The sequence below is a fragment of the Streptomyces sp. NPDC055632 genome (assembly GCF_053618675.1).
Genome location: NZ_JBSHHY010000032.1, coordinates 27,475 through 48,600, shown reverse-complemented (window position 1 = coordinate 48,600; position 21,126 = coordinate 27,475). Strand labels below are relative to the sequence as shown.

At 70.2% G+C, this 21,126-nt stretch carries 18 protein-coding genes and 4 pseudogenes; 17 read left to right on the top strand and 5 right to left on the bottom strand.

The genetic code is table 11. From position 1 onward, the window contains the following. Positions 1 to 319 precede the first annotated feature (319 nt). From ACWGSR_RS30095 to ACWGSR_RS30035, 13 genes are all read left to right on the top strand, one after another. Positions 320 to 2,359, top strand: coding sequence for an ATP-binding cassette domain-containing protein (locus tag ACWGSR_RS30095; RefSeq protein ID WP_453571083.1), 2,040 nt, complete (start codon positions 320 to 322; stop codon positions 2,357 to 2,359). 46 nt (positions 2,360 to 2,405) lie between these two features. After that, a complete protein-coding gene (locus ACWGSR_RS30090) occupies positions 2,406 to 3,881 on the top strand; it encodes an NUDIX domain-containing protein (protein WP_453571080.1) in 1,476 nt (491 codons plus the stop codon). Then, positions 3,878 to 4,513 carry a class I SAM-dependent methyltransferase gene (locus ACWGSR_RS30085; protein WP_453571077.1) on the top strand — a complete coding sequence of 212 codons (636 nt, stop codon included), beginning with the start codon at positions 3,878 to 3,880 and terminating at the stop codon, positions 4,511 to 4,513. The genes ACWGSR_RS30090 and ACWGSR_RS30085 overlap by 4 nt, the downstream gene beginning before the upstream one ends. 339 nt (positions 4,514 to 4,852) lie before the next feature. Next, positions 4,853 to 6,061 carry a protein-L-isoaspartate O-methyltransferase family protein gene (locus ACWGSR_RS30080; protein ID WP_453571074.1) on the top strand — a complete coding sequence of 403 codons (1,209 nt, stop codon included), beginning with the start codon at positions 4,853 to 4,855 and terminating at the stop codon, positions 6,059 to 6,061. Further along, positions 6,058 to 6,870, top strand: a complete 813-nt coding sequence (locus ACWGSR_RS30075) for a class I SAM-dependent methyltransferase (protein ID WP_453571071.1) — start codon at positions 6,058 to 6,060, stop codon at positions 6,868 to 6,870. Before ACWGSR_RS30080 ends, ACWGSR_RS30075 begins: the two co-directional genes overlap by 4 nt. Positions 6,871 to 6,934: 64 nt before the next feature. Continuing rightward, complete coding sequence (locus ACWGSR_RS30070) at positions 6,935 to 7,450, top strand: GNAT family N-acetyltransferase (protein ID WP_453571068.1); 516 nt, start codon at positions 6,935 to 6,937, stop codon at positions 7,448 to 7,450. Continuing rightward, positions 7,447 to 7,992 carry an NUDIX domain-containing protein gene (locus tag ACWGSR_RS30065; RefSeq protein ID WP_453571065.1) on the top strand — a complete coding sequence of 182 codons (546 nt, stop codon included), beginning with the start codon at positions 7,447 to 7,449 and terminating at the stop codon, positions 7,990 to 7,992. Before ACWGSR_RS30070 ends, ACWGSR_RS30065 begins: the two co-directional genes overlap by 4 nt. Then, positions 7,989 to 8,606, top strand: a complete 618-nt coding sequence (locus ACWGSR_RS30060) for a class I SAM-dependent methyltransferase (protein ID WP_453571062.1) — start codon at positions 7,989 to 7,991, stop codon at positions 8,604 to 8,606. Before ACWGSR_RS30065 ends, ACWGSR_RS30060 begins: the two co-directional genes overlap by 4 nt. Before the next feature lie 148 nt (positions 8,607 to 8,754). Further along, complete coding sequence (locus ACWGSR_RS30055) at positions 8,755 to 9,834, top strand: glycosyltransferase family 2 protein (protein ID WP_453571060.1); 1,080 nt, start codon at positions 8,755 to 8,757, stop codon at positions 9,832 to 9,834. A 41-nt stretch (positions 9,835 to 9,875) separates the two neighbouring features. Next, positions 9,876 to 10,649, top strand: coding sequence for a PIG-L deacetylase family protein (locus ACWGSR_RS30050; RefSeq protein ID WP_453571058.1), 774 nt, complete (start codon positions 9,876 to 9,878; stop codon positions 10,647 to 10,649). Positions 10,650 to 10,726: 77 nt separating this feature from the next. After that, complete coding sequence (locus ACWGSR_RS30045) at positions 10,727 to 11,656, top strand: carbon-nitrogen hydrolase family protein (RefSeq protein ID WP_453571055.1); 930 nt, start codon at positions 10,727 to 10,729, stop codon at positions 11,654 to 11,656. 247 nt (positions 11,657 to 11,903) lie between these two features. Beyond that, on the top strand, positions 11,904 to 12,872 hold the full coding sequence (locus ACWGSR_RS30040; RefSeq protein ID WP_453571052.1) for an NUDIX domain-containing protein: 969 nt from the start codon (positions 11,904 to 11,906) through the stop codon (positions 12,870 to 12,872). A 30-nt stretch (positions 12,873 to 12,902) separates the two neighbouring features. Further along, positions 12,903 to 13,421, top strand: a complete 519-nt coding sequence (locus tag ACWGSR_RS30035) for a GFA family protein (protein ID WP_453571049.1) — start codon at positions 12,903 to 12,905, stop codon at positions 13,419 to 13,421. Between the two features lie 20 nt (positions 13,422 to 13,441). Here ACWGSR_RS30035 and ACWGSR_RS30030 read toward each other — a convergent pair. Next, positions 13,442 to 14,194, bottom strand: a pseudogene (locus tag ACWGSR_RS30030) (transposase family protein). Positions 14,195 to 14,883: 689 nt separating this feature from the next. Beyond that, positions 14,884 to 15,567 carry an endonuclease domain-containing protein gene (locus tag ACWGSR_RS30025; protein ID WP_453571046.1) on the bottom strand — a complete coding sequence of 228 codons (684 nt, stop codon included), beginning with the start codon at positions 15,565 to 15,567 and terminating at the stop codon, positions 14,884 to 14,886. A gap of 946 nt (positions 15,568 to 16,513) precedes the next feature. Here ACWGSR_RS30025 and ACWGSR_RS30020 point away from each other — a divergent pair. Continuing rightward, complete coding sequence (locus tag ACWGSR_RS30020) at positions 16,514 to 16,765, top strand: hypothetical protein (protein ID WP_376239760.1); 252 nt, start codon at positions 16,514 to 16,516, stop codon at positions 16,763 to 16,765. A 93-nt stretch (positions 16,766 to 16,858) separates the two neighbouring features. Here the strand turns inward: ACWGSR_RS30020 and ACWGSR_RS30015 are convergent. After that, a pseudogene (locus tag ACWGSR_RS30015) lies at positions 16,859 to 17,481 on the bottom strand (ATP-binding protein). Between the two features lie 101 nt (positions 17,482 to 17,582). Here ACWGSR_RS30015 and ACWGSR_RS30010 point away from each other — a divergent pair. Next, complete coding sequence (locus tag ACWGSR_RS30010; protein ID WP_453571043.1) at positions 17,583 to 18,635, top strand: Mu transposase domain-containing protein; 1,053 nt, start codon at positions 17,583 to 17,585, stop codon at positions 18,633 to 18,635. Further along, a pseudogene (locus ACWGSR_RS30005) lies at positions 18,559 to 19,062 on the top strand (ATP-binding protein); the annotation flags it as partial. The gene ACWGSR_RS30010 and the pseudogene ACWGSR_RS30005, both read left to right, overlap by 77 nt. A 545-nt stretch (positions 19,063 to 19,607) precedes the next feature. Here the strand turns inward: ACWGSR_RS30005 and ACWGSR_RS30000 are convergent. Together ACWGSR_RS30000 and ACWGSR_RS29995 are read right to left on the bottom strand one after the other, a co-directional pair. Beyond that, on the bottom strand, positions 19,608 to 20,258 hold the full coding sequence (locus tag ACWGSR_RS30000; protein WP_453571040.1) for a hypothetical protein: 651 nt from the start codon (positions 20,256 to 20,258) through the stop codon (positions 19,608 to 19,610). A 102-nt stretch (positions 20,259 to 20,360) separates the two neighbouring features. After that, positions 20,361 to 20,771 (bottom strand): RidA family protein, encoded by a 411-nt coding sequence (locus ACWGSR_RS29995; protein ID WP_453571037.1) that lies wholly within the window; start codon positions 20,769 to 20,771, stop codon positions 20,361 to 20,363. 124 nt (positions 20,772 to 20,895) lie between these two features. On the opposite strand from ACWGSR_RS29995, the pseudogene ACWGSR_RS29990 reads away from it, so the two are divergent. Continuing rightward, positions 20,896 to 21,054, top strand: a pseudogene (locus ACWGSR_RS29990) (hypothetical protein); the annotation flags it as partial. Positions 21,055 to 21,126: the final 72 nt, after the last annotated feature.

The window sequence follows — 21,126 nt, the reverse complement described above, 5'->3', positions numbered from 1 at the left end:
GGGGGCCCATCCCTGCTTTCGCGCCGTACGCCGGTCAGGCCTTCGCCGTGCTCACCAGGAAGCGCACAGAGCCAATCTGTCCAGCCATGACCCTGTGCGCTCCTGCCGGCCGCGCAGAGCCGCGACGCCCGAGCATCGGTGTTTCGGCCAACCTGCCGTCGACTGAAGGTTCTTGCGCGACAAGGGTCGGTGCACCGTGCACCTTCGCCCAACCGCTCAACCCCGGCGCGCGCAGCCCGTCCGAAAGACATGTGTTCGAAATCGTGGTGGCGTCGTTAACCATGCTGGCCCGCCTGTCACGTCCACGAGAGGAAACACCTTGACGTCAGTCGAACCAGACGGCAACGAGCCCGCGAACTCACCGAAGGCCGCCGCGACGGCCACGACCGGCATTTCGGACGCCGAGCAGGAGCTGTACGGCGGCCGACTGCGCTACGACCAGTCCTACGTCCAACACGAAGGCCCTCTGACCCGGCTCGGTTTCGGGCACATGGCAGCAGCGCTGCCCCACATGGTGGGCATGGTGCTGCGTACCGGCTGGCAGACGGACCGGCGCGCACTTGCCGGGGTCGTGGCGGCGCAGCTCGGGCAGGGCATGACGGCCGGCTGGGGACTGGTGGCGGTCAACAGCGTCCTCACGCGGCTGTTCGCCGACGGTCCGACCGCGGACAAGCTTCGCGAGGCGCTGCCGTCGCTGGCGGTGCTCGCGGTCGCGGCGGTGGCGACCGCGGTGCTGTCGGCATGGTCCACGGCGATGTCGGGTCGACTGGAGCCGCAGGTGGAACGGGCGGTCTCCGCCCGGTATTACACGGCCGTCACCCACGTCGAGGTCGAGGCTGCCGAGCGGCCGGAGGTCCAGCGGGTCCTGGAGGCCGGGAAGTTCGGCACGGACTCGGCCCGCAGCATGCTCCGGCTGTCGGTCGGCGTGGGCAATGTGGTGATCGGGATGGCGGCGGCCGCGGTCGTGCTCGCGGCGCTGCACTGGACCTTGCTGCCGATGCTGCTGGCGATCGTTCTGCCCAAGGGGTGGGGGGCGGTCCGCTCAGCGCGCCGCGAGTACCTCTCCCGCCTGAACTGGGTCGACCACCGCCGGGCGATCGCTTCCCTGCTGGCCTACCTGACCCGCCCGCACGCCGCCGGGGAGATCCGCGTGCACGCCGCCGGCAAGAAGTTGCTGTCCAGCTATGAGGAGATGTCGCGGCAGACGGAGGCCGAGCAGCGGCGTCTGGCCCGGGCGCAGGCATCCACGGACCTGATCGCCGGCGGCTTCGCCGGTGTGGCGTCGCTGGCCTGCTACGGGGTGCTGTGGTGGCTCCTGGCATCCGGTGGTCTGCCGCTCGCCATCGGCGGCACGGCGGTGATCGCCATCCGTACTTCCACGGCGCGCCTCACCTCGCTGGTGCAGCAGGTCAACCGCTTGTACGAGGAGTTGCTCTTCCTCACCGACACCGAGGACGCCATCAAGGTGGCGGGCGAGAACGCCATCCCGTCCTCCGGTACGCCGCTGCCCACGCCGGCGCTGGAGGTCCTGACAGAGGAGGTGTCGTTCACCTACCCGGGGGCCGACGCCCCCTCCCTGAACGGCGTGAGCGTGCGGGTGCCCCGGGGAAAGGTCACGGCCCTGGTGGGTGCGAACGGGTCGGGCAAGACCACGCTCACGAAGGTGCTGGCAGGGCTCCTGCTGCCCTCCGAGGGGAACGTGTGGTGGGTGGACGAGTCGGGCGGGCGGGTCGAACTGCGTGAGGCGGACCGCGCCCAGGTCTTCGCCGGGGTCGGTTTGTTGAGTCAGGACTTCCCGCGTTGGGAGATGACGGCGGCTGCGAACGTGGCCATCGGCATCGGCGACCGTCCCCGGGACATGGACCGTGTCCGCAAGGCCGCCGGGGAAGCGGACGTGCTCAAGCTGGTCGAGGGCCTGCCGCACGGCTGGGACTCGATCGTGTTCAAGGGCTACGAGCGCGGTGTCCAGCTCTCGGGCGGTCAGTGGCAGAAGCTGGGGTCCGCTCGGACAAGGTATCGGCAGGCGCCATTTCTGCTGGTCGACGAGCCGACCAGCGCCCTTGACCCCCATGCGGAGATCGCCGCGTTCGAAGGGCTGTGGTCCCTGGCCGAGGAGGGGCACGCGGTCGTACTCGTCACCCACCGGCTCGCCGCCACCATGCACGCCGACCACATCTACGTCCTCGATCAGGGGCGCGTCGTCGAGGACGGCACCCACGAAGACCTGATGGCCCGCGCCGACGGCCTGTATCAGGGCATGTTCACTGCCCAGGCCGCCCAGTACGGGCACGCGTCCGCGACCGATGCGGTTCCCGGCCCCCGCGGCACCCGGTCGTCCGACCACCAGACGGCGGGCTGACCCGCCCGCACCGACCGCCCCACATCGAAGGCGAGAGGACATACCCGTGCCACCCAGCTCTTCCGCGATCCGCAAAGCCATCGAGAGCTACCTCGCCCGTCATCCCGACGAGCGTGACGCCCTGACCGGGCTGCTCGCCCTGCTGGAACAGCCTGTCGACGTGACCGCGCGTACGACGCTGCCCGGCCACATCATGTGCAGCGCCGTCGTCATCGACCGCCAGGCCAGGGTCCTGCACGTCCAGCACCGGGCCACCGGCGGCCTGACGCTCACCCCGGGCGGTCATGTCGAGCCCGAGGACCGCACGCTGCTCGCCGCAGCGCTGCGCGAGGTGTCGGAAGAGGACGGGATCGCACCGGGTGTCCTGTGCCTGACCCCGCAGATGCTCGGCTCCCCCATCGACATCGACGTTCACGGCATCGACGCCAACCCCTCCAAAGACGAACCGGCTCACCTGCACTACGACTTCCGCTACGCGTTCTACCTCGCCGGCGAGGAACCTCCGGCGATCACGCTGCAGGAAGAAGAAGTGTCCGGCGCCCAATGGCTGCCCCTGGCCGAGGTCACCTCGCCGACACTGCGCGCAAAGCTCCTCCAGGCACAGCTGGACGGCCGGCCCGAGCCGGTGAACGCCTCCGCGCTCATCCACGACGGCCACGGCCGCTACCTGCTCCACCTGCGAGACCACAAGGACGGCATCTGGGAGCCATGGACCCTCGCCCTGCTCGGCGGCGGACGTGAACCGGGCGACTCCTGTCTGGAAGCGACCTTGCGCCGGGAACTCGCCGAGGAGGCACCCGGCCTGGAACCGGTCGGCCTGACGCCGTACGCCGTGGAGGAGGCCATCAGTGTCGACGGCCTGGCGGTGCCCGTCGTGGTCCACGCGGGCTGCTGGCACGGTGATGCGGACGCGGTGGACCTTCGTGAAGGTGTCCTGCTGAAGTGGTTCACCGTCGACACTCTCGACCGGCTCCGGCTCAGCCCCGGGCTCGGGGACCTGATCCGCCGCCACGCAGCCGAGCATCCCGCCGTGGAAGGGCCGCCGGACACCGCTCGTCCGCTGCCCGGCACGGCCCCGGCCGGGACCGTGCCGCACGTCGTCGGCGTCCACCTCCACCTGGAGCGTGACGGCAAGGTCCTGCTGGGACTGCGGCACCCGGACTCGGCGTACGCGGGCAGGACGTGGCACGTCCTCGCCGGTCACCTGGAGGCGGAAGCGGCGACCGCCGGCCTTGCGCGCGAGGCCTACGAGGAGGCCGGGCTGGTCATCGATCCGGCCGACCTCAAACTCGTCCACACGGTGCACACCGTCGATCGGCCCGGCGCGCGGCCGAGGATGCAGCTCTTCTTCCGGCCCCGCCGCTGGGAGGGCGCTCCCGAGGTACGCGAACCCGACCGGTGTCTCCGCTGGGAGTGGTTCTCCGTCAAGGACCTGCCGGAGCCGATCGTGCCCTACACCCGGGTCGCGATCGAGGGGATCCGGGCCGGCCGCTCCTACAGCGAGCTGGGGTGGTCCCGGTGAACGACTTCGCGGCGGTCGGCGCCGCCTACGCCACCCGTTCGCACAGCGCGCGAGGCCGCCCGCGCCACGACATGGTGGCCCGCCGGCTCCTGGACGAGCTGCCGTGTCCGCGTGCCCGAATCCTGGACGTCGGGTGCGGGGACAAGGAGATGACGCTGCGACCGGCGGTGGCCGGGCACCGGGTGACCGGCCTGGATTCCTCCTCCGGCATGCTCCGGGCCACGGCCGAACGCGTCTCGGCCGACCCGCGCGTTCATGAGGCACCCGTTTTCGTCGAGGCGGATCTGTGCTCTCTTCCCTTCGCCGTGGCGAAGTTCGACGCGGTCTGCTGCCACGGCGTACTGATGTACCCGGATGAGCCGGCCAGCGCCGTGGCGCGGCCGGCCGCTCCGGTCGCGCCGGGCGGGGTGTCGAGCATCCTGATGAAGAACCGGCGCGCGATCGGGCTGCTCCCGTGGCAGGGCGTACGCGCCTTCCACGATCGCCTTCCCGGCGACCGGGCCCCGGACGAGGACGCGTACGCGGCGGCCCTGGAAACGGAGTGGACCGCGTCCTCGCACAGCCCCTTCCGGGACATGGGACGCCAGGTGCACGTCCCGGCCCGTCGCGAAACGGGAGGCGGAACACCATGACTCCGACCACGGCGCCTGCGCCGTCAGGTCTCCTGCGGAGCGATGGTTCACAGCGCTCAACGGCTGTACCTGCCCGTGCTCCCGTTCCGCATGCGGCAGACCCCGGCTTGACCGGTCGCCGCCCCTGGTTCCCGGGCCACTTCGGTGCTCGTCGCCGTGTCCACCCGGCCCTGGCCTGCCTGCTGTGGATGTCTCGGGCCTGCCACCCGACTGCCATGTCCGATGCCTCGGCGCCCTGCTGCCTACCGCGTCAGGAGGAGGACCGTCATGTCTGTTGACCTCTCTGCCACGACAAGCGCTCGGCGTGCCGCGATGGTGGAGCGTCTCGAGGCTGAGGGCGTGCTGACCGACTCCCGGCTGCGTGAGGTGCTGCTGTCCGTGCCGCGGGAGGTGTTGCTTCCCCACGCGTACATACGGGTAAGCGATCCGGACGTCGAGCCGATTGGATGGCGTCTGCTCGACGGTGCGCATCCGGACGACCGGGAGGAATGGCTCGACCTGATTCACAGCGGTGAGTCGGTCCTGCTGCAGCGCGACGGGGAGCGGCTCAACGCGCTCACGCGCGGGCCGGCGACCGGCGGGCACATGACGTCGATGTCGACTCACGGCCAGGCCACCGTCGAAGCGCTCCAGACGCTACAGCTAGCACCCGGGCAGAGGCATCTGGAGCTCGGTCCGGGCCCGGGGGTCTCCCTCGCGCTCGCCGCCACGGTCACCGGCCCCCGCCTCGGCCTCGGCGTCGGTGTCGGTGTCGGTGTCGGTGTCGGTGTCGAACGGGACGGTCACATGGCCGCCTTCGCGCAACGCAATCTCGACCAGCTCCGTCTGGGCGCGACGGTCGTCGAGGGCGACGCCCTCGACGGGCACCCGGCAGGAGAGGTGTTCGACCGGATCCACTCCGGTATCGGCGTGCCCTGCGTCCCACCGGCGTGGGTGGAGCAGCTCGCGCCTGGCGGGCGGCTGCTGACGACGCTCACCACCCGCACCCCCGGCTGGCCCGGACAGCTCCAGGTCACCCGGAGCAGGACGGGCGGAGTCGAGGCGGTGCTGCGGGGCCGGCCGCGCGGATACCGGCCCATGCTCGGCTACCGGTGGCTCGACATGGCGCCGATGCGGCCCCGGATCAAGGCCGAACCCGGCCTGTCGCGCCCGACCCGGCTCGTGCCGCCGCCGGACGACGCGTACGGCTTCTGGCTCGCGGCCGCCTACCTGGCGCCCGGACTCGTCCGCGACTCCCAGGCCGAGAGGATGACGATCGCCGCCCCCGTCGAGCACTCCTGGGCGGTCGCCGAGCCCGGTGAGGGCACCGTCCGCGTCCACGGGCCCCGGGACGTATGGGCCGAGCTCGAGGACGTCCACGCCCGCTGGGTCCTGGCCGAACGACCCGACACGTACCGGGTGACCGTCCCGGAAGACGGCGGGCCCCAGCACGTCGCCTCCGGCCCGGGCCCCCACGCCCTGGAGTGGTCTCTGCCTCCGCTCACGCCCGTGCCCCACCAGCCCACCACGCCCTGCCCGACCGAGCACCACGCGGAGAAAGCCCTGTGACCCTGTTCCACGCCACGGCGGACGCCTACAGCCGGCACCGTCCCGGTCTGCCCGACGAAGCTGCCCACCTGCTCGCGGGTACTCTGCGCGGCATTCGCCGCCCGGCTCTGCTGGATCTGGGCACCGGGACCGGCCAGGTGCCGGCCGCCCTGCTGCCTGTCCTGCCGCGGCTCGCCCGCCTGGACCTGGTGGATGCCGACCGGGGCATGCTTCATCAGGCCGGCATCGCCCTCCGCCCTCTTCTCACGGGCCGGGCCGCCGCCTTCCATCCCGTCCGGGCCGAGGAGTTCACCGCGCCCGAGGAGTGCTACCGGGCTGATCTGGTCACCTGCGCGCGAGCCTTCCACTGGATGGACCGCCCGGCCGTCCTGGCCATGGCCGACCGCGTCACCACTCCCGGCGCCACCCTGGCGATCATGGGCGAGGGCAGCCTCTGGACCCATCAGGCGCCGTGGACCGTCGCGCTGCGAGAGCTGATCCAGTCCCACCTCGGTGCCGAACGCCGCGCCGGAAGCACCGGAACCTACAGGAATCCGGACCGTAGGTACGAGGACGACCTGGCCGAATCCCCGTTCAGCGAGGTCGAAGAGCATCGCTTCCCGCTCCGCCGCACGTGGACCCCGGACGAGGTGATCGGCTACCTGCGCAGCACCAGCTTCGCCCGCCCCGACCTCTTCGGCGACAGGCATCCCCGGTTCGAGATCGAGGCCCGGGCCCTGCTGGAACAGCACGCGGCGAAGGAGGACGGGCTCGTCGAGGAGACGGTGTTCGACGTCCTGCTCGCCCACCGCCCGGGAGGTGCCCGGTGAGCGGCGGCGCACGGCACACAGTGCCGCTGGACGTGCATCCGATCGCCGTCGGAGGTGCCCGGCGATGACACAGAGCACTGCTGCGCCGGGCGCGGCAGCAAGGTACGTGCCGCGTCCGGCCACTGCGGACGACGCCGCCGAGATCACCCGGCTGCGCTCGCAACTCGTCCTGTCCGAACCGCTCGACGAGGAGTGGCTCCTCGTCTGCCGCGACCAGCTCGCATCTCGGCTGCGGCCCGGGGGCGACGCCCGCGCCTGCGTCGTCGACGCGCCGGACGGCGGGCTGGCCGCCTGCGCACTCGCACTGGTCCACCCCGTCCTGTCGGCCCCGAAGTACCCCAAAGGGTTGGCCGCCCGGATCCACGTCGTGGCCACTGAACCCGCCTACCGGCGGCGCGGCCTCGCCCGGGCGGCCGTGTCCGCGCTGCTGGAAGCGCTGGAACGGGAGGGCGTCACGCTCTACGAACTGCATGCGAGCAAGGAGGCCGCGCCGCTGTACGAGGAGCTCGGCTTCGCGCGCGATCCGGCCCTCATGCGGATGACGAAGCTCCCGCAGGGCCGGGACGGGGGCGCGGGATGACCGAGGAGAGGATCGATCCCGAGGAGTACGCGGCGACGCTGCCGAAGGCGGTCGTGTCCGCCGCCGTGTTCTTCACCGACGAGCACGACCGGCCCGTGCAGCTCCACAGCGTCCACAGCCCCGAGCACCCCTGGCAGTGGCCCGGTGGGACGGCGGAGGCGGGCGAGCGGCCGTGGGAGGCCGCGGTCCGCGAGACCGCCGAGGAGACCGGGCTGGTGGTGTCCGGGCCGCCGCGGCTGTTGGCGGCGGTGTTCGGCCTGCCGGGGCCGGGGTTCCCGCCAACAACCGTCACCTTCGTGTTCGACGGCGGGCGGCTCACCGGCGAGCAGCTCGCGGGCATCGTCCTCGCTCCCGAGGAGCACGACGAGGTACGAACGCTGCCGCTGGAGCAGTGGCGGGCGCTGATGCCGGTGAGGGACTTCGACCGGCTGACGGCCGTCATGGGGGCCCGCCGGAGCGGGGTGGCGGCCTACGTCGGCGCCTGGGACTGGGAGACCGGGCCGGACGGTCCTGTCGCGCAGGGCGAGGAGGCGGCACGGTGAGCACGGCAGCGTCAGCACCGGGCCGGGACGGCCCCTCCCTGCCCGCCGCGTACTGGGAGCCGCTCTGGGCGGGCGGCCGCCGTTATCGGGAGGTGTGCGCGGCCGAGAAGCGGCTGATGGCCGAGCACCTCGACCTCGGTGGGAACCGCCCCGCCCTCGACATCGGCTGCGGCGACGGCGCGCTGGCCCGCCACCTCCACCACGAGTTCGGCTACCGGACGACCGGCATCGACTGCTCTCCCAGCGCGGTCGCGCTCGCCGCCGCCCACAATTCCGATCCCGTCCTCGGGGCGGGGCCGGTCTGGCGGTGCCTGGATGTCACCACCGCCGACCTCACCGCCCTTCCGTACCCCGCCTACGCCCTCATCACCTGTCGCCTGGTCTACCGGTGGGCGGACGACAAGCCGGCCTTCCTCGACCGGATCCGCCGCCTCCTCGCGCCCGGCGGAGTCTTCTGGGTCGTCACCGAGATCGCCGGCCGCCGCACGACCACCGACCCGGCCCTCCAGAAGCTCGGGATCTCTCCCCTGGACGCCGAGCTGCTGACGACCGGCTGGTCCTCCGTACGGACCACCGACCTCGACGTCCTGCGCTGCTACGCCCTGCGCCTCTGATCCCCTGATCCCCTGATCCCCTGATCCCCGTGAACGGAAGGAAGAACCACCTGGTGTCGGACATCGAGGAACACGCCCGAGGAATCCGGATCCGCTACGGCCGCGCCGTCCGCGCGGAGCCCGTGGCGTGTCGGCAGGAGGTGATCCCGTGCGCGCGCTGATGGCCGGTCCCCGCTTCGCCGTGACGACGCTCGTGGTGATCGACTTCGAGGGGCTCACCCCGGCGGGACGGCCTGCCGAGCCGATCGAGGTCGCGGCGCCGGCGCTGCACCCTGTGGCCGGCCGGCTTGTCGAGGTCGGCCGGTTCGAGGAGCCGATGCGGCCGCCCGCCGACGTGCCCGTGACCGCGCGGGACGTCCGGCTCAAGGGCATCACCCCGCAGATGCTCTCCGCGACATGTCCGGCCGCTGAGCAGGCAACGCTCCTCGCACAGAACGGCGTTGACGTCCGGGTGGTGGTGGTCGGCAACGGTTGCCGGCCCGAAGTCGCCCCGCCCGGCACGCTCACCGTATGCCTGCCCAAGAACATCGGCATCCCCGGCGGCCGCAACGCCGGCGCCGACGCGCTGCGCGACGCAGGCGATCCGGCCGACTGGCTGTACTTCCTCGACAACGACGCGACCTTCCCGCGTCCCGACGTCCTTGCCCAGCTCGTCGCCGAGGCCGAGCGACATCACGAAGCTGCCTGGGTGCAGCCTCGGCTGACCGGCCCGGACGATGTGACCACGCCGCGCCGCTGGGTCCCCCGGCTGCGCGCCTCGAACCCGGGGCGGCCGGGCAGGGTCACCTCGATGACCGAAGGCGTCGTCCTGATCCGGCGCGACGCCTTCGATGCCGTGGGCGGCTGGGAAAGCCGCATGTTCCTGTACCACGAGGGGCCTGACCTTGCCCGGCGGCTGTACGAGGCGGGCTGGAGCGGCTGGTACGCGGCGTCGATCCGCATGCACCACCCGCTCACCGCACCCGGCCGCCACGCTCTGCACCACCGGCTCGCCGCTCGCAACCGGATCTGGATCGCCCACCGCAACCTCCCCGCCCCGTTCCTCCCTCTCTATCCGAGTGTGTGGACCGCGATCACTCTGGCCCGGGCCCTGCGCGGGGGTGGTCTGGGCGAGACTCTGCGCGGCATGCGCGAAGGGTGGACGACGCGGCGTACGCAGCCGCGCCGTCCGATGAGCCGGCTCACCATCTACCGGCTCACCGCCGCCGGACGGCAGCCGATCATCTGACCTCTCCCGCCCGCCCATCGTTTCGAGGAGTACTCTTCGCCATGCCGACCCCGTCCCTGCCCTCGCTGCTGGGGGTGTTCGCGCACCCGGACGACGAGAGTCTGTTGGCCGGTGGTGTGCTCGCGCAACACCACGCCGCCGGCGCCCGTACCGCCGTCGTCACCGCCACCTGGGCGCCGACGAGCCGGCGCGCACCCGAGCTCGCCGACGCCCTCGCCGTCCTGGGCGCCGGCCCCCCGCGTCTGCTCGGCTACGGTGACGCGCGCGATCCCGAGTCGGCTTCCGGCGAGCCCCGGCTCGTCGACGCGTCCCTCGACCAGGCCGTCGGCCGTCTCGTCGCCCACATCCGTGACTTCCGGCCCGAGGCGGTCGTCACGCACGACGCGGTCGGGCAGCTGACCGGTCACCCGGACCACCGGCGCACCCATCAGATCACCCTGCTCGCCGTCGAAGCCGCCGGCCTGGCGCACCTGTACCCCGAGACGGGCGATCCCTGGCAGCCACGGACGCTGTACGCGGCCACGCACTCGGAGTCCGGGGCAGGCCGGCTCGGCGCCCTGCTGGAGGGGGTCGGCAAAAGCGTGCTGGCCATGCCGGACGCGTACGTGACCACGACCGTCGACATCAGCCCGTGGGCAGGAACCAAGTGGCGGGCGATCCTTGCCCACCGGGGCGAGGTTGCGCGCGAGCGGCCCCTGCCCGGCATCCTCGCCCGCCTGCCCGAGGCAGAACGCGAGGAGATCATCCGTACCGAGTTCTTCACCCGGCTCACCCCCGGTCCAGTACCGGGCGATCCGCACCGTCTCAGCGTCTGACAGCCACGCCACCCGCTCCTTCCCGCCCGGACGGAAGCACCGCACGAACGGAAGCACCGCATGACTTGGAGGCAGAGATGACGACGACTTCTGCACACGCCGAACACCCTGGTGCGGCACGGACGTTGCGGTTGGCGGTCGCGCAGAGCACGGTGCCGGAAGATCCCACTGATCGAGGCGCACTGCGGGCGGGCGGACAGGAGATCCGGGCCTTGATGGTCGAAGCCTCCGCGGCCGGTGCGCGGTTGGTGCAGTTCCCCGAGGGGGCGGTCACCTACCCCAGTAAGCACGTGATGGCGGCAGGCCCGGCCGGCGAGCCGGTGCCGGCCGACTGGAGCCGTGCCGCATGGGATGTCCTGCGCGAGGAAGCGGAGTCGATCACCGCGCTGGCGGGAGAGCTCGGCCTGTGGACGGTGTTCGGATCGATCCATCCGCTCACGCCGCCGAACCGACCGCACAACAGCCTCTACGTCGTCTCCGACCACGGCCGGCTGGTCGCACGGTACGACAAGCGGTTCCTGTCGCACACCGAGGTGTCCTTCCTGTACTCCCCCGGGCACCAGCCGCTCGTCCTCGATGTGGACGGCATCCGGCTCGGCTTCGCGCTGTGCATCGAGGCCAACTTCCCGGAGGTCTTCGCCGAGTACGAGCGCTTGGACGTCGACTGCGTCCTGCTGTCGGTGATGGTCGACGACGCGCCGCGGGCCCGTGTCGCCCAGGCGTACGGAACGCTCTACGGCTACTGGCTCGGCTACTCCGTTCCAGCCCAGTTCAGCGCTACGGTGCCGTCCGGGATCGTAGCCCCCGGCGGCCGGTGGCTGGCGCGCTGTCCCGGGAACGGCCGTCCCGCCCTGGCGATCGCGGACATCGACCTCGACGCGCAGGACGAAGACATCCGCATGGCCCTTCACTGCGCCCGTCCGTGGCGGCGCTCTGCCCGAGCCGGCCTCTACGACGAACTGCCCCCTGTGGGAGACCCCCGCAGCGATGCCCGCACATCGTTTTGAGACCGTCCGACCGCCAGAGCCGCCGAACTCGAGGAACTGGGCAGCGCAGCGTCGGTCGCCCCACCCCGTCCCCCGTAGCCGACCGCAACCAGATCATCCGGTTCGAGCAGCTCAATCGGATCGGCCCCGGCTTCTCCCCCGACACGACGGGCCGTCTCACCTTATGACAGGCCCTCCCACGGCAGGGACACTGCACGATCGGAGACCCAAGATGACCACCACATCCGCCTCTGACGAGAGACCGAGCATGTCGATCACCGACGAGAGGTACGGGGCCTTACGCACTGCGGCCGCCGTGTGGGCCGGGGCGTCCGTGCTGATCGCCGACCGGTACAGCCGGATCCTGATCGAGCGCGTCGGCTACCGCGACACCTGCCTTCTGCCGGGTGGCGCCGTCGACAGGGGCGAATCCCCCGCTCACGCCGCCGCTCGCGAGCTGCGTGAAGAGCTCGGCGTCACGATGACCGTCGACCGCGGGCTCGCCGTGGACTGGGTCTCCGCCGCCGGCGTCGACGCGCGCCCCGCCCTGCGGTTCCCCGGCGAGATTCTGCACGTCTTCGACGGCGGCGCGTGGAGCGCCGAACAGATCGCCGCCATCCGGCCCCGCACAGGCGAGATCGAGGCCGTCGAGTTCGTCGAGCCCGCCCGCCTGCCCGATCTGATGTCCCCCGACAACGCCCGCCACGCCCTGTCCAGCGCTCTGCGCTCCGCGCCCGCATCAACGCCGCCGGCCCCGCCCTGCTGCAGGACGGCCTGCCGATCGCCCCCACCGTCCTGGACCGGGCCGGCATCCTGCGCACCGCCCGCGCCCGGCACCACTTCCCCTTCCGTACGGGCCCGGCCCCGGAGCACCTTGCCATGCGCCAGATCTGGGGACGGCTGTTCGCACCGGACGGCCGAGTTCGGCAAGCCGCTGCTCCTCGGGCACCTCACCGATCCCGACAAGCCGCCGCACGTCCGCCTCCGTTATGCCGCTGCTCTCACCCGCCTCGGCCTCCCGCCCGTCGATCCGGCCACCGGTCGCACCCACCTGCGGATCTTGACCACGCCCGAACAAGCCCTGGAGCTCTTCGACCGGGGCGAGGCGGTCACCGACCAACTCGCCGCCCTCCACAAGGCCCGTGCCCGGCTCGGCATCGCCCGGGCCGTACGCCGGCCTGTCACCGAACCGGGGACGACATCCTCACCCTCCAGTAACCCGCGCCCGACCCCATAGGGCCGGGCCTGTACCGAAACGAGAACCCGTATGACCAACACATCCCCCATGGCGAACCAACCGTCCAAGCTCACCCGCCGCCTGCCGCTGCTGGACGATGTTTCCGGGGCCGGCCTCCCGCTCCCGGTGCCGACCCGGACGGGACATTGCGCGTGCGGCCGGATCTCCTACCAGGTCAGCGGCATTCCTGACGATCCGCACCTGTGTTCCTGCGAGCGAGACACTCGGGTGTGCGGCGGGCCGGCCGTGCTGTGGGTGGGATTCCCCAAGGACTCCCTCATCTGGACGAATTCCGGCGAGGAGCCGAAATGGTGGAACCCCTACTCAACCCTGCGCTGCGGTTTCTGCCCCGACTGCGGATCACAGTTGGTATCCGAAGCCGAAGGGTCCGACATGGTGACGGTGACCGGGTTCAGCCTCGTCGACCAGAGCGACATTGAGCCGGTCGGCCACTCCCACCGTGAGAAGGCCGCGTCGTGGATGCATGTCGCCCTCGCCCCGAACCTCACTCCCGGCCCCGACCTCGACCTTGACCTCGACCTCGACTAGAGCGTGAGCTTTTTCCAACCTCATGCCGACGCGTGGTGAAGGACGAGGACGGCCTGGACGATCGCTGTGATGCGGGTCCTGCAGCGGAGCTTCCGCAAGAGCTGCCAGCCCTTCAGGGTGGTCCTGGCCTGCTCACCGAGGCAGCGGATCTTGGAGTGGGTGGTGTTGTGGCAGTGCTTCCACCGCTTGAGGCGCCGGCCCCGGAACGGGACGCGGACGGGTCCACCGTCGCCTTGGTACGCCTTGTCCGCCCGGCATCTGAGTCCTGCTTCGGTGAGGGCTTCGATGATTCCGTGCTGTCGCGCGGCGGTAGGGTCGTGAGTCGAGCCGGGCAGAGCCGACGAGGCCCGGAGCAGCCGCCCGAACGGATCGGTGAGGACCTGCACGTTCATGCCGTGGCGCTTGTGCTTTCCGGAGTAGTAGGGGGTGTCGGCGGTGATGCGGCCGATCGGCAGCAGGGTGTCGTCGAGGATGACGAACGCCTTCGTCCGGATCGTCCGGATCGTCACGGCCAGGGGCGGAGCGGAACCGGCCAAGGCCTCGACGGCCTCGCGTACGTAGTGGTGGACAGTCGCGATCCCGACGCTGAACCCGGCGGCCGACTGGGCGTAGGTGTCACCGCAGCGTAGATGGACCAAGGCGAGCAGGGCCTGTCGCGAGGCGGGAAGACGCCGCCAACGCCTCCCAATCTCCTACTGCTTGGCCTTCAACCGACCGGTCAGGAACTGCAGAGTGCGATTGGAGAGATCGATCGAGGACGGGTGGACAAGCACGCGAAGTTCCTGACAGACACGGATGATCTTGGTCGAGAACCCGCCTGTCAGGAGTTTCGTCGTCGCGCATGCATGTCCAGCACACGGTCAGCACCGACAGCTCGGAAAGGGCCGGCGGCAGCGCTGCTCGATCAGAGGGTCGTACGGCTTGCGCAGGGCTGAAGTGCGTCGGACTCAGTGATCAAGGTAGCGCAGGCCGCGCTCGCACTCGGGCCCTAGCGTTGACGGGGTGGACGCACCGCCGCCTCTGCCCAGGCGGGCGGTGCGCGGTTACCCCGGACGCATCCGGCCTCCCGACCGCCGCCGGGCGGCCGGGGGGCCGCGCACCGGGAGCTGGGGCACACGGTGGCGGCCTGCGGCTCGCCTCCCCGGGCAGGATGCCTCGCGACCCGGTACTCACCTCGTTCGTCCGGGGAATCGGAGGCGCCCCGGTGTGAAGGCGTACGAGATCCCCGACCGTCCCAGGTTCGAGGAATTCCGCGCGTTCCTGTGGGCGACTCCTGCGGAGGGTGCGGCGGCTGCGGCGGCGAATGACCCGTACCCGGCCCGCCGTAGCCTGGGAACCGTGAACGGCGGGAGAGATCTGCGGTGAGATCCAGCAGGAGACCGAGCGCGGATGCCAGGTTGGAAAAGGCTCACCGCCCAGGGCTCACTCCCCTGCAGACCAAGAGAACGCTGGCGTCGTGTGGTCAGAACAGTCCCAGGTCTTTGTCGCTGGTGTCTGCGATGACGGGTCGGAATTGGGTGGGGAGGTCGTCCAGGCGGTCGGGGCCGGCCGCGGCGGCCACGGTGGGGGCGGTCTCCGCCAGCCAGATGCGGAACTGTTCGGCGGCTTGGCGGTAGGGGACTTGCGTCAGGTCCCGGTGTTCGCCGGAGGGGCAGAAGTCGACTTTGACGGTGAGCAGGCAGGAGTGTGGGGCGTGGTGGCTGCCGGTCCAGGTCACGCGCAGGGTGCCGCACGGTTTGCGTCCGCGGGAGCTGTGGGTGTCGCGGTGGGTGGGGCGCAGGGAGCGGCAGGCGGTGTGGGCTGTCCATGCGGCGAGGTGGGGCAGGGGCAGGGTGGTGCGGGTGCGGCAGCCGGGGCAGCGGTGCCAGTGGCGTAGCCAGTCGGTGGCGTGGGTGGCGAACAGGCGTGTGTAGCGGTCGGTGACGCGGATGTCGTCGGGATAGAGATGGTCGGGGCGTTCTTGCGTATTGCAGGACTGGCAGAGGGGTGCGCGGACGTAGCCGTGTTCGTGGCAGTGGTCGAGGACGGTGGCGGGTGCTGTGTGGCAGACGGCGCAGACCCATCCGGCCACTTTGCGGGAGGTGTCGGGTTTCCTGCTGAGCACTGAATACAGCAGGCCTTTCAGTTCCTCGTTGTACGGGCGCAAGGGAGCAGCCGGACGATCAAGCCTCGTTGCCTGCCGGCTGCCGACGGTCGGAGCCTGCTCGCGCGGAGAGCATGGCTCAGCAGGTTCCGCGGTCCCTGGGTCAGTCCGTGCCGTTTGCAGCCACCGCCTTTCGGCATGCTCTGCCGCGTCCAGCAGCCTGACCGCAGAACGTGGCAGCCACCATGTCCGTCCTGCTCGGCCACTGTCGTGTTCTACAAGTATTCGCCGCCAGTCGACCCCTGCCAGATGGCCCGCCCCGCCGTCTCCGTCCCCTACCGCCTGCTCCGGCCGGCCCAACCCCTGCAGCTCACGGACGATGCGCCGGCGCCACCCCAGCAGCACTCCCCTACCGTGCTCCTGTTTCGCCATAGCGCCGAACGGACCGATACGGACGAGGTCCTGAAGATCCACCTCCACCGCACACAGCTCCGCCGCGGCCCGGCGCACCTCGCCCTCCGAAACGCACCGGCCGTCACCTGCCTTCATCGTTACCACCACACGGCTACCAAGCAGGGCATAACCTGTCTGAACACCGACAGCAGAGCAGGCGAGCACCGAGGAAGCCGTCGGCACAGCACTACCGGCCGTCAGATCAGCCCACAGAGCGTCCGCAGCCTCCAAAGTGATCACATCGTTCTTACGACCTGGAATGACACGTCCCGACACACCCCCAGGCTAACGACACGCTCCGCGAACTCACCGGCATCCAACTCCTCCCCTGGACAGGTGGAGAGGACTTCGACTGCCGGCCGGCTTCGTTCATCCCCAGGAAAAGCGTTTGTCGATGGGTTGCGGAGGCGGTTTGTGATCAACCGGCTCGGGAATGCCGACGAGAGATGACGGCACGTGTCCGGCCCCGATGAGGACTGGTCGATCTCGCGGAGCCGGCGATCGGTGGGTCGTGTCGTCGAGCGCTGAGTCGCCTGTTCGAAGGGGTGGGGCCGGGGTGGAAGAGACAGGGGTCACGATCAAGCTCACCCGCGACGAAGCGACGATCCTGTCGGACTGGTTGGAGCGGTTGCAGATGACCGACCTCAGCAACACGGTCGACGATCCGGCGGCATGGGCACCGATCCATCGGATCGCCGGCCAGTTGGACAAGATGCTGCCCGCGCTGTTCTTCCCCGACCATGACGTGCGACTGGAGGAGGCCCGGCGTCGTCTGCGTCCGCTCGATGACGACAGCCCTGAAGACTGAGCCGATCGGATCTCGCGACAGGACAGCCCGCGAATGCGGGCCGGCCCGCCGCCCGTCAGAGCGGCAGGCCGTCGAGTCGGGCAGCGACAGATGTCAGTTGGCCTTGGCGGGCTCCCCGGCTCGTGCCCGGGTGCCGGCGAGGCGGTAGGGGTCGGTGCCGGTCTCGATGATGGTGCCGTTGAACGTGAACCGGTCGACGATGGCCGCGCAGAGGCGGGGGCCGGTGAACGTCTTCGTCCAGCCGCCGAACGACTCGTTCGAGGCGGTGGCGACGCTGTTCTTCTCCTCGCGCTCGGTCAGGACCTGGAAGAGGAGTTCGGCGCCGTGGCGGCCGAGTTCCATGGAGTCGAGTTCGTCGATGCAGAAGAGGTCGACGCGGCCGTAGCGGGTGATGGTCCTGTTCAGCTGTTTCTCATCGGCGGCCTCGACCAGCTCGTTGACCAGCTTGGTGGCGAGGGTGCAGCGGATGCGGTAGCCCTTCATCGCGGCTTCGGTTCCCAGCGCACGTCCCACCTGCTCATCTGCCGGAGTCGCCGATGAGGCAGAGTCGCTGGCTCTTCTTGGTCCATTCGCAGCTGGCGAGGGTGTGGATGGTAGCGGGGTCGATGTTCGGAGAACCAGTTGCGGATCGACGGCACCCGCAGCAAGCAGCAGGCGGAGTCGATCGCGGCGTCGGCGGCCTGCTCGGTCAAGCCTCGCCGGCGGGGCATGGTCACTGCGCTTCTCCCTCACGGTGGCCGCTGCCGCTGGTGCGGCGGCGTCGGAGCAACTGGTCGTAGTGAGACACCGAGGGCAGCGGCCTGGTGCCCGGCTGAAGATGCGCCAGGCGCCACTCGTACAGGGACGTCACCGTCGCCGACGGCTGGCCGAGGGGCCGGGCTGTCCGCGTACGAGCGGAAGTGCAGAACTACGTACGGGTGAACGTACAGAGGAACGTGGCGTGTCTGCGTGCCGCGTTGAGGATCCTTCTGCCTGCCTGACGGGTGACCGAGGTGGAGGGCGGCAGGCGATGGTCATGGAAGCTGACCGATGGCTGCAGTTGCGGCGGTTCGAGGTCGCCCCCGGCGCCCAGACCCAGGTGGACTGGGGCGACGAGGGCCGGATCCTCGCCCACCTCGGCATTCCGGAGGTCCACTCCTTCCACATGGTGCTGTCCTCCTCCCGCGATCCGTTCTACTGCTTCACGACCACGCAGGACCTGATGACGTTCCGGGACTACCACCGGCGGGCGTTCGCGCACTTCGGAGGTGCCCCGAAGGCGACCGTCCACGACCGCACCAAGACCGTCGTGCGCCGGCACGTCGCACCGGGTGGGGTGGTACCGCTGCATCCGGAGGCCGTGGCGTTCGCCGGGCACTACGACTTCGACATCGACGTGCTCGCGGCCTACCGTCCCACCGGCAAGGGCCGGGTCGAGCGGCAGGTGAGCATCGTGCGTGACCATGTCTTGGCGGGCCGGGCATCTTCCTGCCTGGAGGAGCTCGACGCCGCGTTCACTGCTTGGGTGCCGATGCGTCGGGCCCGCACCCACCGCATCCACCGCACCCACCGCACCCACGGCGAGGTGATCGGGGCCCGCACCGCACGGGATCACGCCGCCCTGCGGCCACTGCCACCGGACCCGTACGTGGTGGCCGACCGGCACCTGCGACACGTCGGCAAGGACTGCCTGGCCGCCTTCGACTCCAACCTCTACTCGGTTCCGGCCCGGAACGGACACCGCGATCCACGAAGCCCGCCGAGGAGTACGGCCCGCCGCAGGCCCTGCTCAAGCAGTCAGCGGCCGCCCAGGTCTCCGAGACCTGGCCACCCTGTCGTTCGCGGAGACCAAGACCAACGTCGCCCTGCTCGGCCCGCTCGGGGTCGGTAAGACCCACATCGCCGTCGCCCTGGCCGTCGCGGCCTGCCGGGCCGGGTTCAACATCCACTTCACCGCCCTCGACGACATGGTCCGCCAGCTCAAGGCCGCCGACTTCACCGGCCGCCTCGGTCGCAAGCTCCAGACCTACCTGCGACCCCATGTCCTCGTCGTCGACGAAGTCGGCTACCCACCGCTCGAACGCGAGGAGGGCGACCTCGCCTTCCAGCCGATCTCAAAAAGGTGCGGAAAGGTTGCGATTGTCTTGACTTCGAGCAAGAGCTTCAATGAGTGGGGCCAGGTCTTCGGCGACGAAGGCCTGGCCACCGCCATCCTCGCCCGGCTCCTCCGCCACTGCGACGTCGTCCCGATCAACGGCCCCAGCTACCGGCTCAAAAACCGGCTCACCGCCGTCGAAGGAGACGTCGGCGTCGCCTGACGGGCTGCCACACCATCAGCGACCGGATGGTGAACTCTTGCCCCGGGCCTGCCTGTCCAGGTACTCGATCAACCTGGTTTCGCTCCGCTTAATACGCTCCTGCTGGTCGTCGGGCAGCGATGACAGCGCATCAACGAGTACTCGTTTCCGGGGAACGTGAACCATCGCGCCGGAGTAGATCCGGCAGCCGGAACACCATGCGAACCCGATGCACCGCTCAAACATGGAGGACTCAGGCGGATAGAAGCGGTACTGGTACGAGCGGACAGGCGTCCCGCAGGTCGCACAGATCCGCCCATCCCCATCGGGCACCGTCTCGCAGACCGAGACCTTGAGCCATCGCCACCGTTCGCCGGGCGCTCTTCAAAGCGCCCGGTTTACGAACCAGGGCCTTCAAGTAGTGGTCCAGCTCCAGGCGGAAGGCGCCTTTGGCGATCAGCCGGGTGGGGACCGGGATCTGTTCGCGTGGACCGGGATCTGCCCGTAGCGGTCGACTCGCGGGGTGAACAGCCTCCCGGTCTCAAACGGCTCCTCCGGCAGTGGCATCAGCAGTGATTCGTTCGAGCGTGAAGTCCTCGGCGATGGTCCGGGACCTGGAGCCGATCCGGCGGGCGTCGTCCTGTCGGTCCCACTGATCGACCATCTCGTTCAGCTCGGCGAGCGAGGAGACCTCGGTGGACGGCCCTGCCGGAATACGACAGGCGGAAGGAGAACAGACAGCGGGTCACCAGCTCGCCGGCGAGGCGGATCGTCACGTCGCCGAAGTCGACCTCCGCCTCGTGACCGGGCTGGTGAGTCCGGGGGACGAACGCCTCCAGCGGGGCCTTGCCCGACTCGACCAGGATCTCGGGCTTCCGGGCCTCGGCGGAGGAGCGGACCACCCTGTAGGAGACGTCGGCGCCGTGTTCCTCGACCAGCCGGTGGAAGATCCGGGCGACCGTGTGCCGCTGCTTGCGCGGCACGTCCAGGTCCGCCCGCAGGATCTCATCGATCACCGGCTTGCAGCGGTCCCGTCCGATCGCCCGCGGCGGCAGCTTCTTGCGCGGCTCCGGCCAGGACGAGTCCAACACCTTCCGCACCGTCCGCCACGTCACGCCGTGCTTGCACTCAAGCTCCCGCATCGACATGCCGCCACGATGGTCATGCCGGATCGCCGCGTACAGCTCGACCTTCGACATCCGCAGCGTGACCAGCACCTTTCACCAGGAGCATCCCGATGCTGCCCTGGCAAGAGCCCCGGCACCTCCTAAACCCATCGACGAGCGACATCGCCCCTGCTCGACAAAGCCGGTTCGAAGTCAGTCGGGCAGGGCCACAGTGAGGTCCACCTCGACGAGCTGTCCGTGAAAGCCCAGCTGGGCAACGCCCAAGAGCGTGCTGGCGGTGGTGAACGCCGGCCCCAGGGCGGACTCGGTGAGCCGATGCCATACGGCTCCGAGGTTGTCCCTCTCGTCGCTCCGCACGTAGATCACTGACCGCACTACGTGTTGCGGCCAGGCACTCGCCGCGGCCAGGGCAGTGAGTGCGTTCGCGACCACCTGGTCGACCTGCTTCTCGAGGGAACCGGCACCGACGAGGTCACCGTTCCGATCAAGCGGGCACTGCCCCGCCAGGTAGGCCGTGCGCCCTGCCTCCACCACCGTGATGTGGTGGTAGCCGGGCGTCTCATGCAGCTGCTCGGGGTTGATGCGGGTGATCTTCTCGGTCATGTCCGCAAGTCTCCCTGGCGTGGCGCCGACACGCACCGCAATTTCCCCACCGGCAAGCACTCCGCGGCAACCTGAGGTTAAAGAACAAGCCTGGTACTCCAGCGTGACTTCGTGATCCGGTTCGATGACCTTGCGCGGTAGGCAGCCAGGCACGTTGTGGGGGCCCTACCTGCCCGACACACCTTGGTCCAGGAACGCGGAGCGCCGCACCCGTGCCGGGGTGCCCGACCAGGTGGAGTTCGCGACCAAGCCCATGCCGACCGGGCAGATGATCGCGGTCGCGCTGGACACTGGTATCGGCGCGTCCTGGGTGACCGGCGATGAGGCGTACGGCCAAGGCCCGGCCTGCGGGCCC

Excerpts from the sequence above, each read along its gene's own strand:
- ACWGSR_RS30070 (WP_453571068.1), top strand. The coding sequence starts at position 6,935 with ATGACACAGAGCACTGCTGCGCCGGGCGCGGCAGCAAGGTACGTGCCG.
- ACWGSR_RS30065 (WP_453571065.1), top strand. The coding sequence starts at position 7,447 with ATGACCGAGGAGAGGATCGATCCCGAGGAGTACGCGGCGACGCTGCCG.
- ACWGSR_RS30050 (WP_453571058.1), top strand. The coding sequence starts at position 9,876 with ATGCCGACCCCGTCCCTGCCCTCGCTGCTGGGGGTGTTCGCGCACCCG.
- ACWGSR_RS30045 (WP_453571055.1), top strand. The coding sequence starts at position 10,727 with ATGACGACGACTTCTGCACACGCCGAACACCCTGGTGCGGCACGGACG.
- ACWGSR_RS30040 (WP_453571052.1), top strand. The coding sequence starts at position 11,904 with ATGTCGATCACCGACGAGAGGTACGGGGCCTTACGCACTGCGGCCGCC.
- ACWGSR_RS30035 (WP_453571049.1), top strand. The coding sequence starts at position 12,903 with ATGACCAACACATCCCCCATGGCGAACCAACCGTCCAAGCTCACCCGC.
- ACWGSR_RS30010 (WP_453571043.1), top strand. The coding sequence starts at position 17,583 with ATGCGCCAGGCGCCACTCGTACAGGGACGTCACCGTCGCCGACGGCTG.
- ACWGSR_RS29995 (WP_453571037.1), bottom strand. The coding sequence starts at position 20,771 with ATGACCGAGAAGATCACCCGCATCAACCCCGAGCAGCTGCATGAGACG.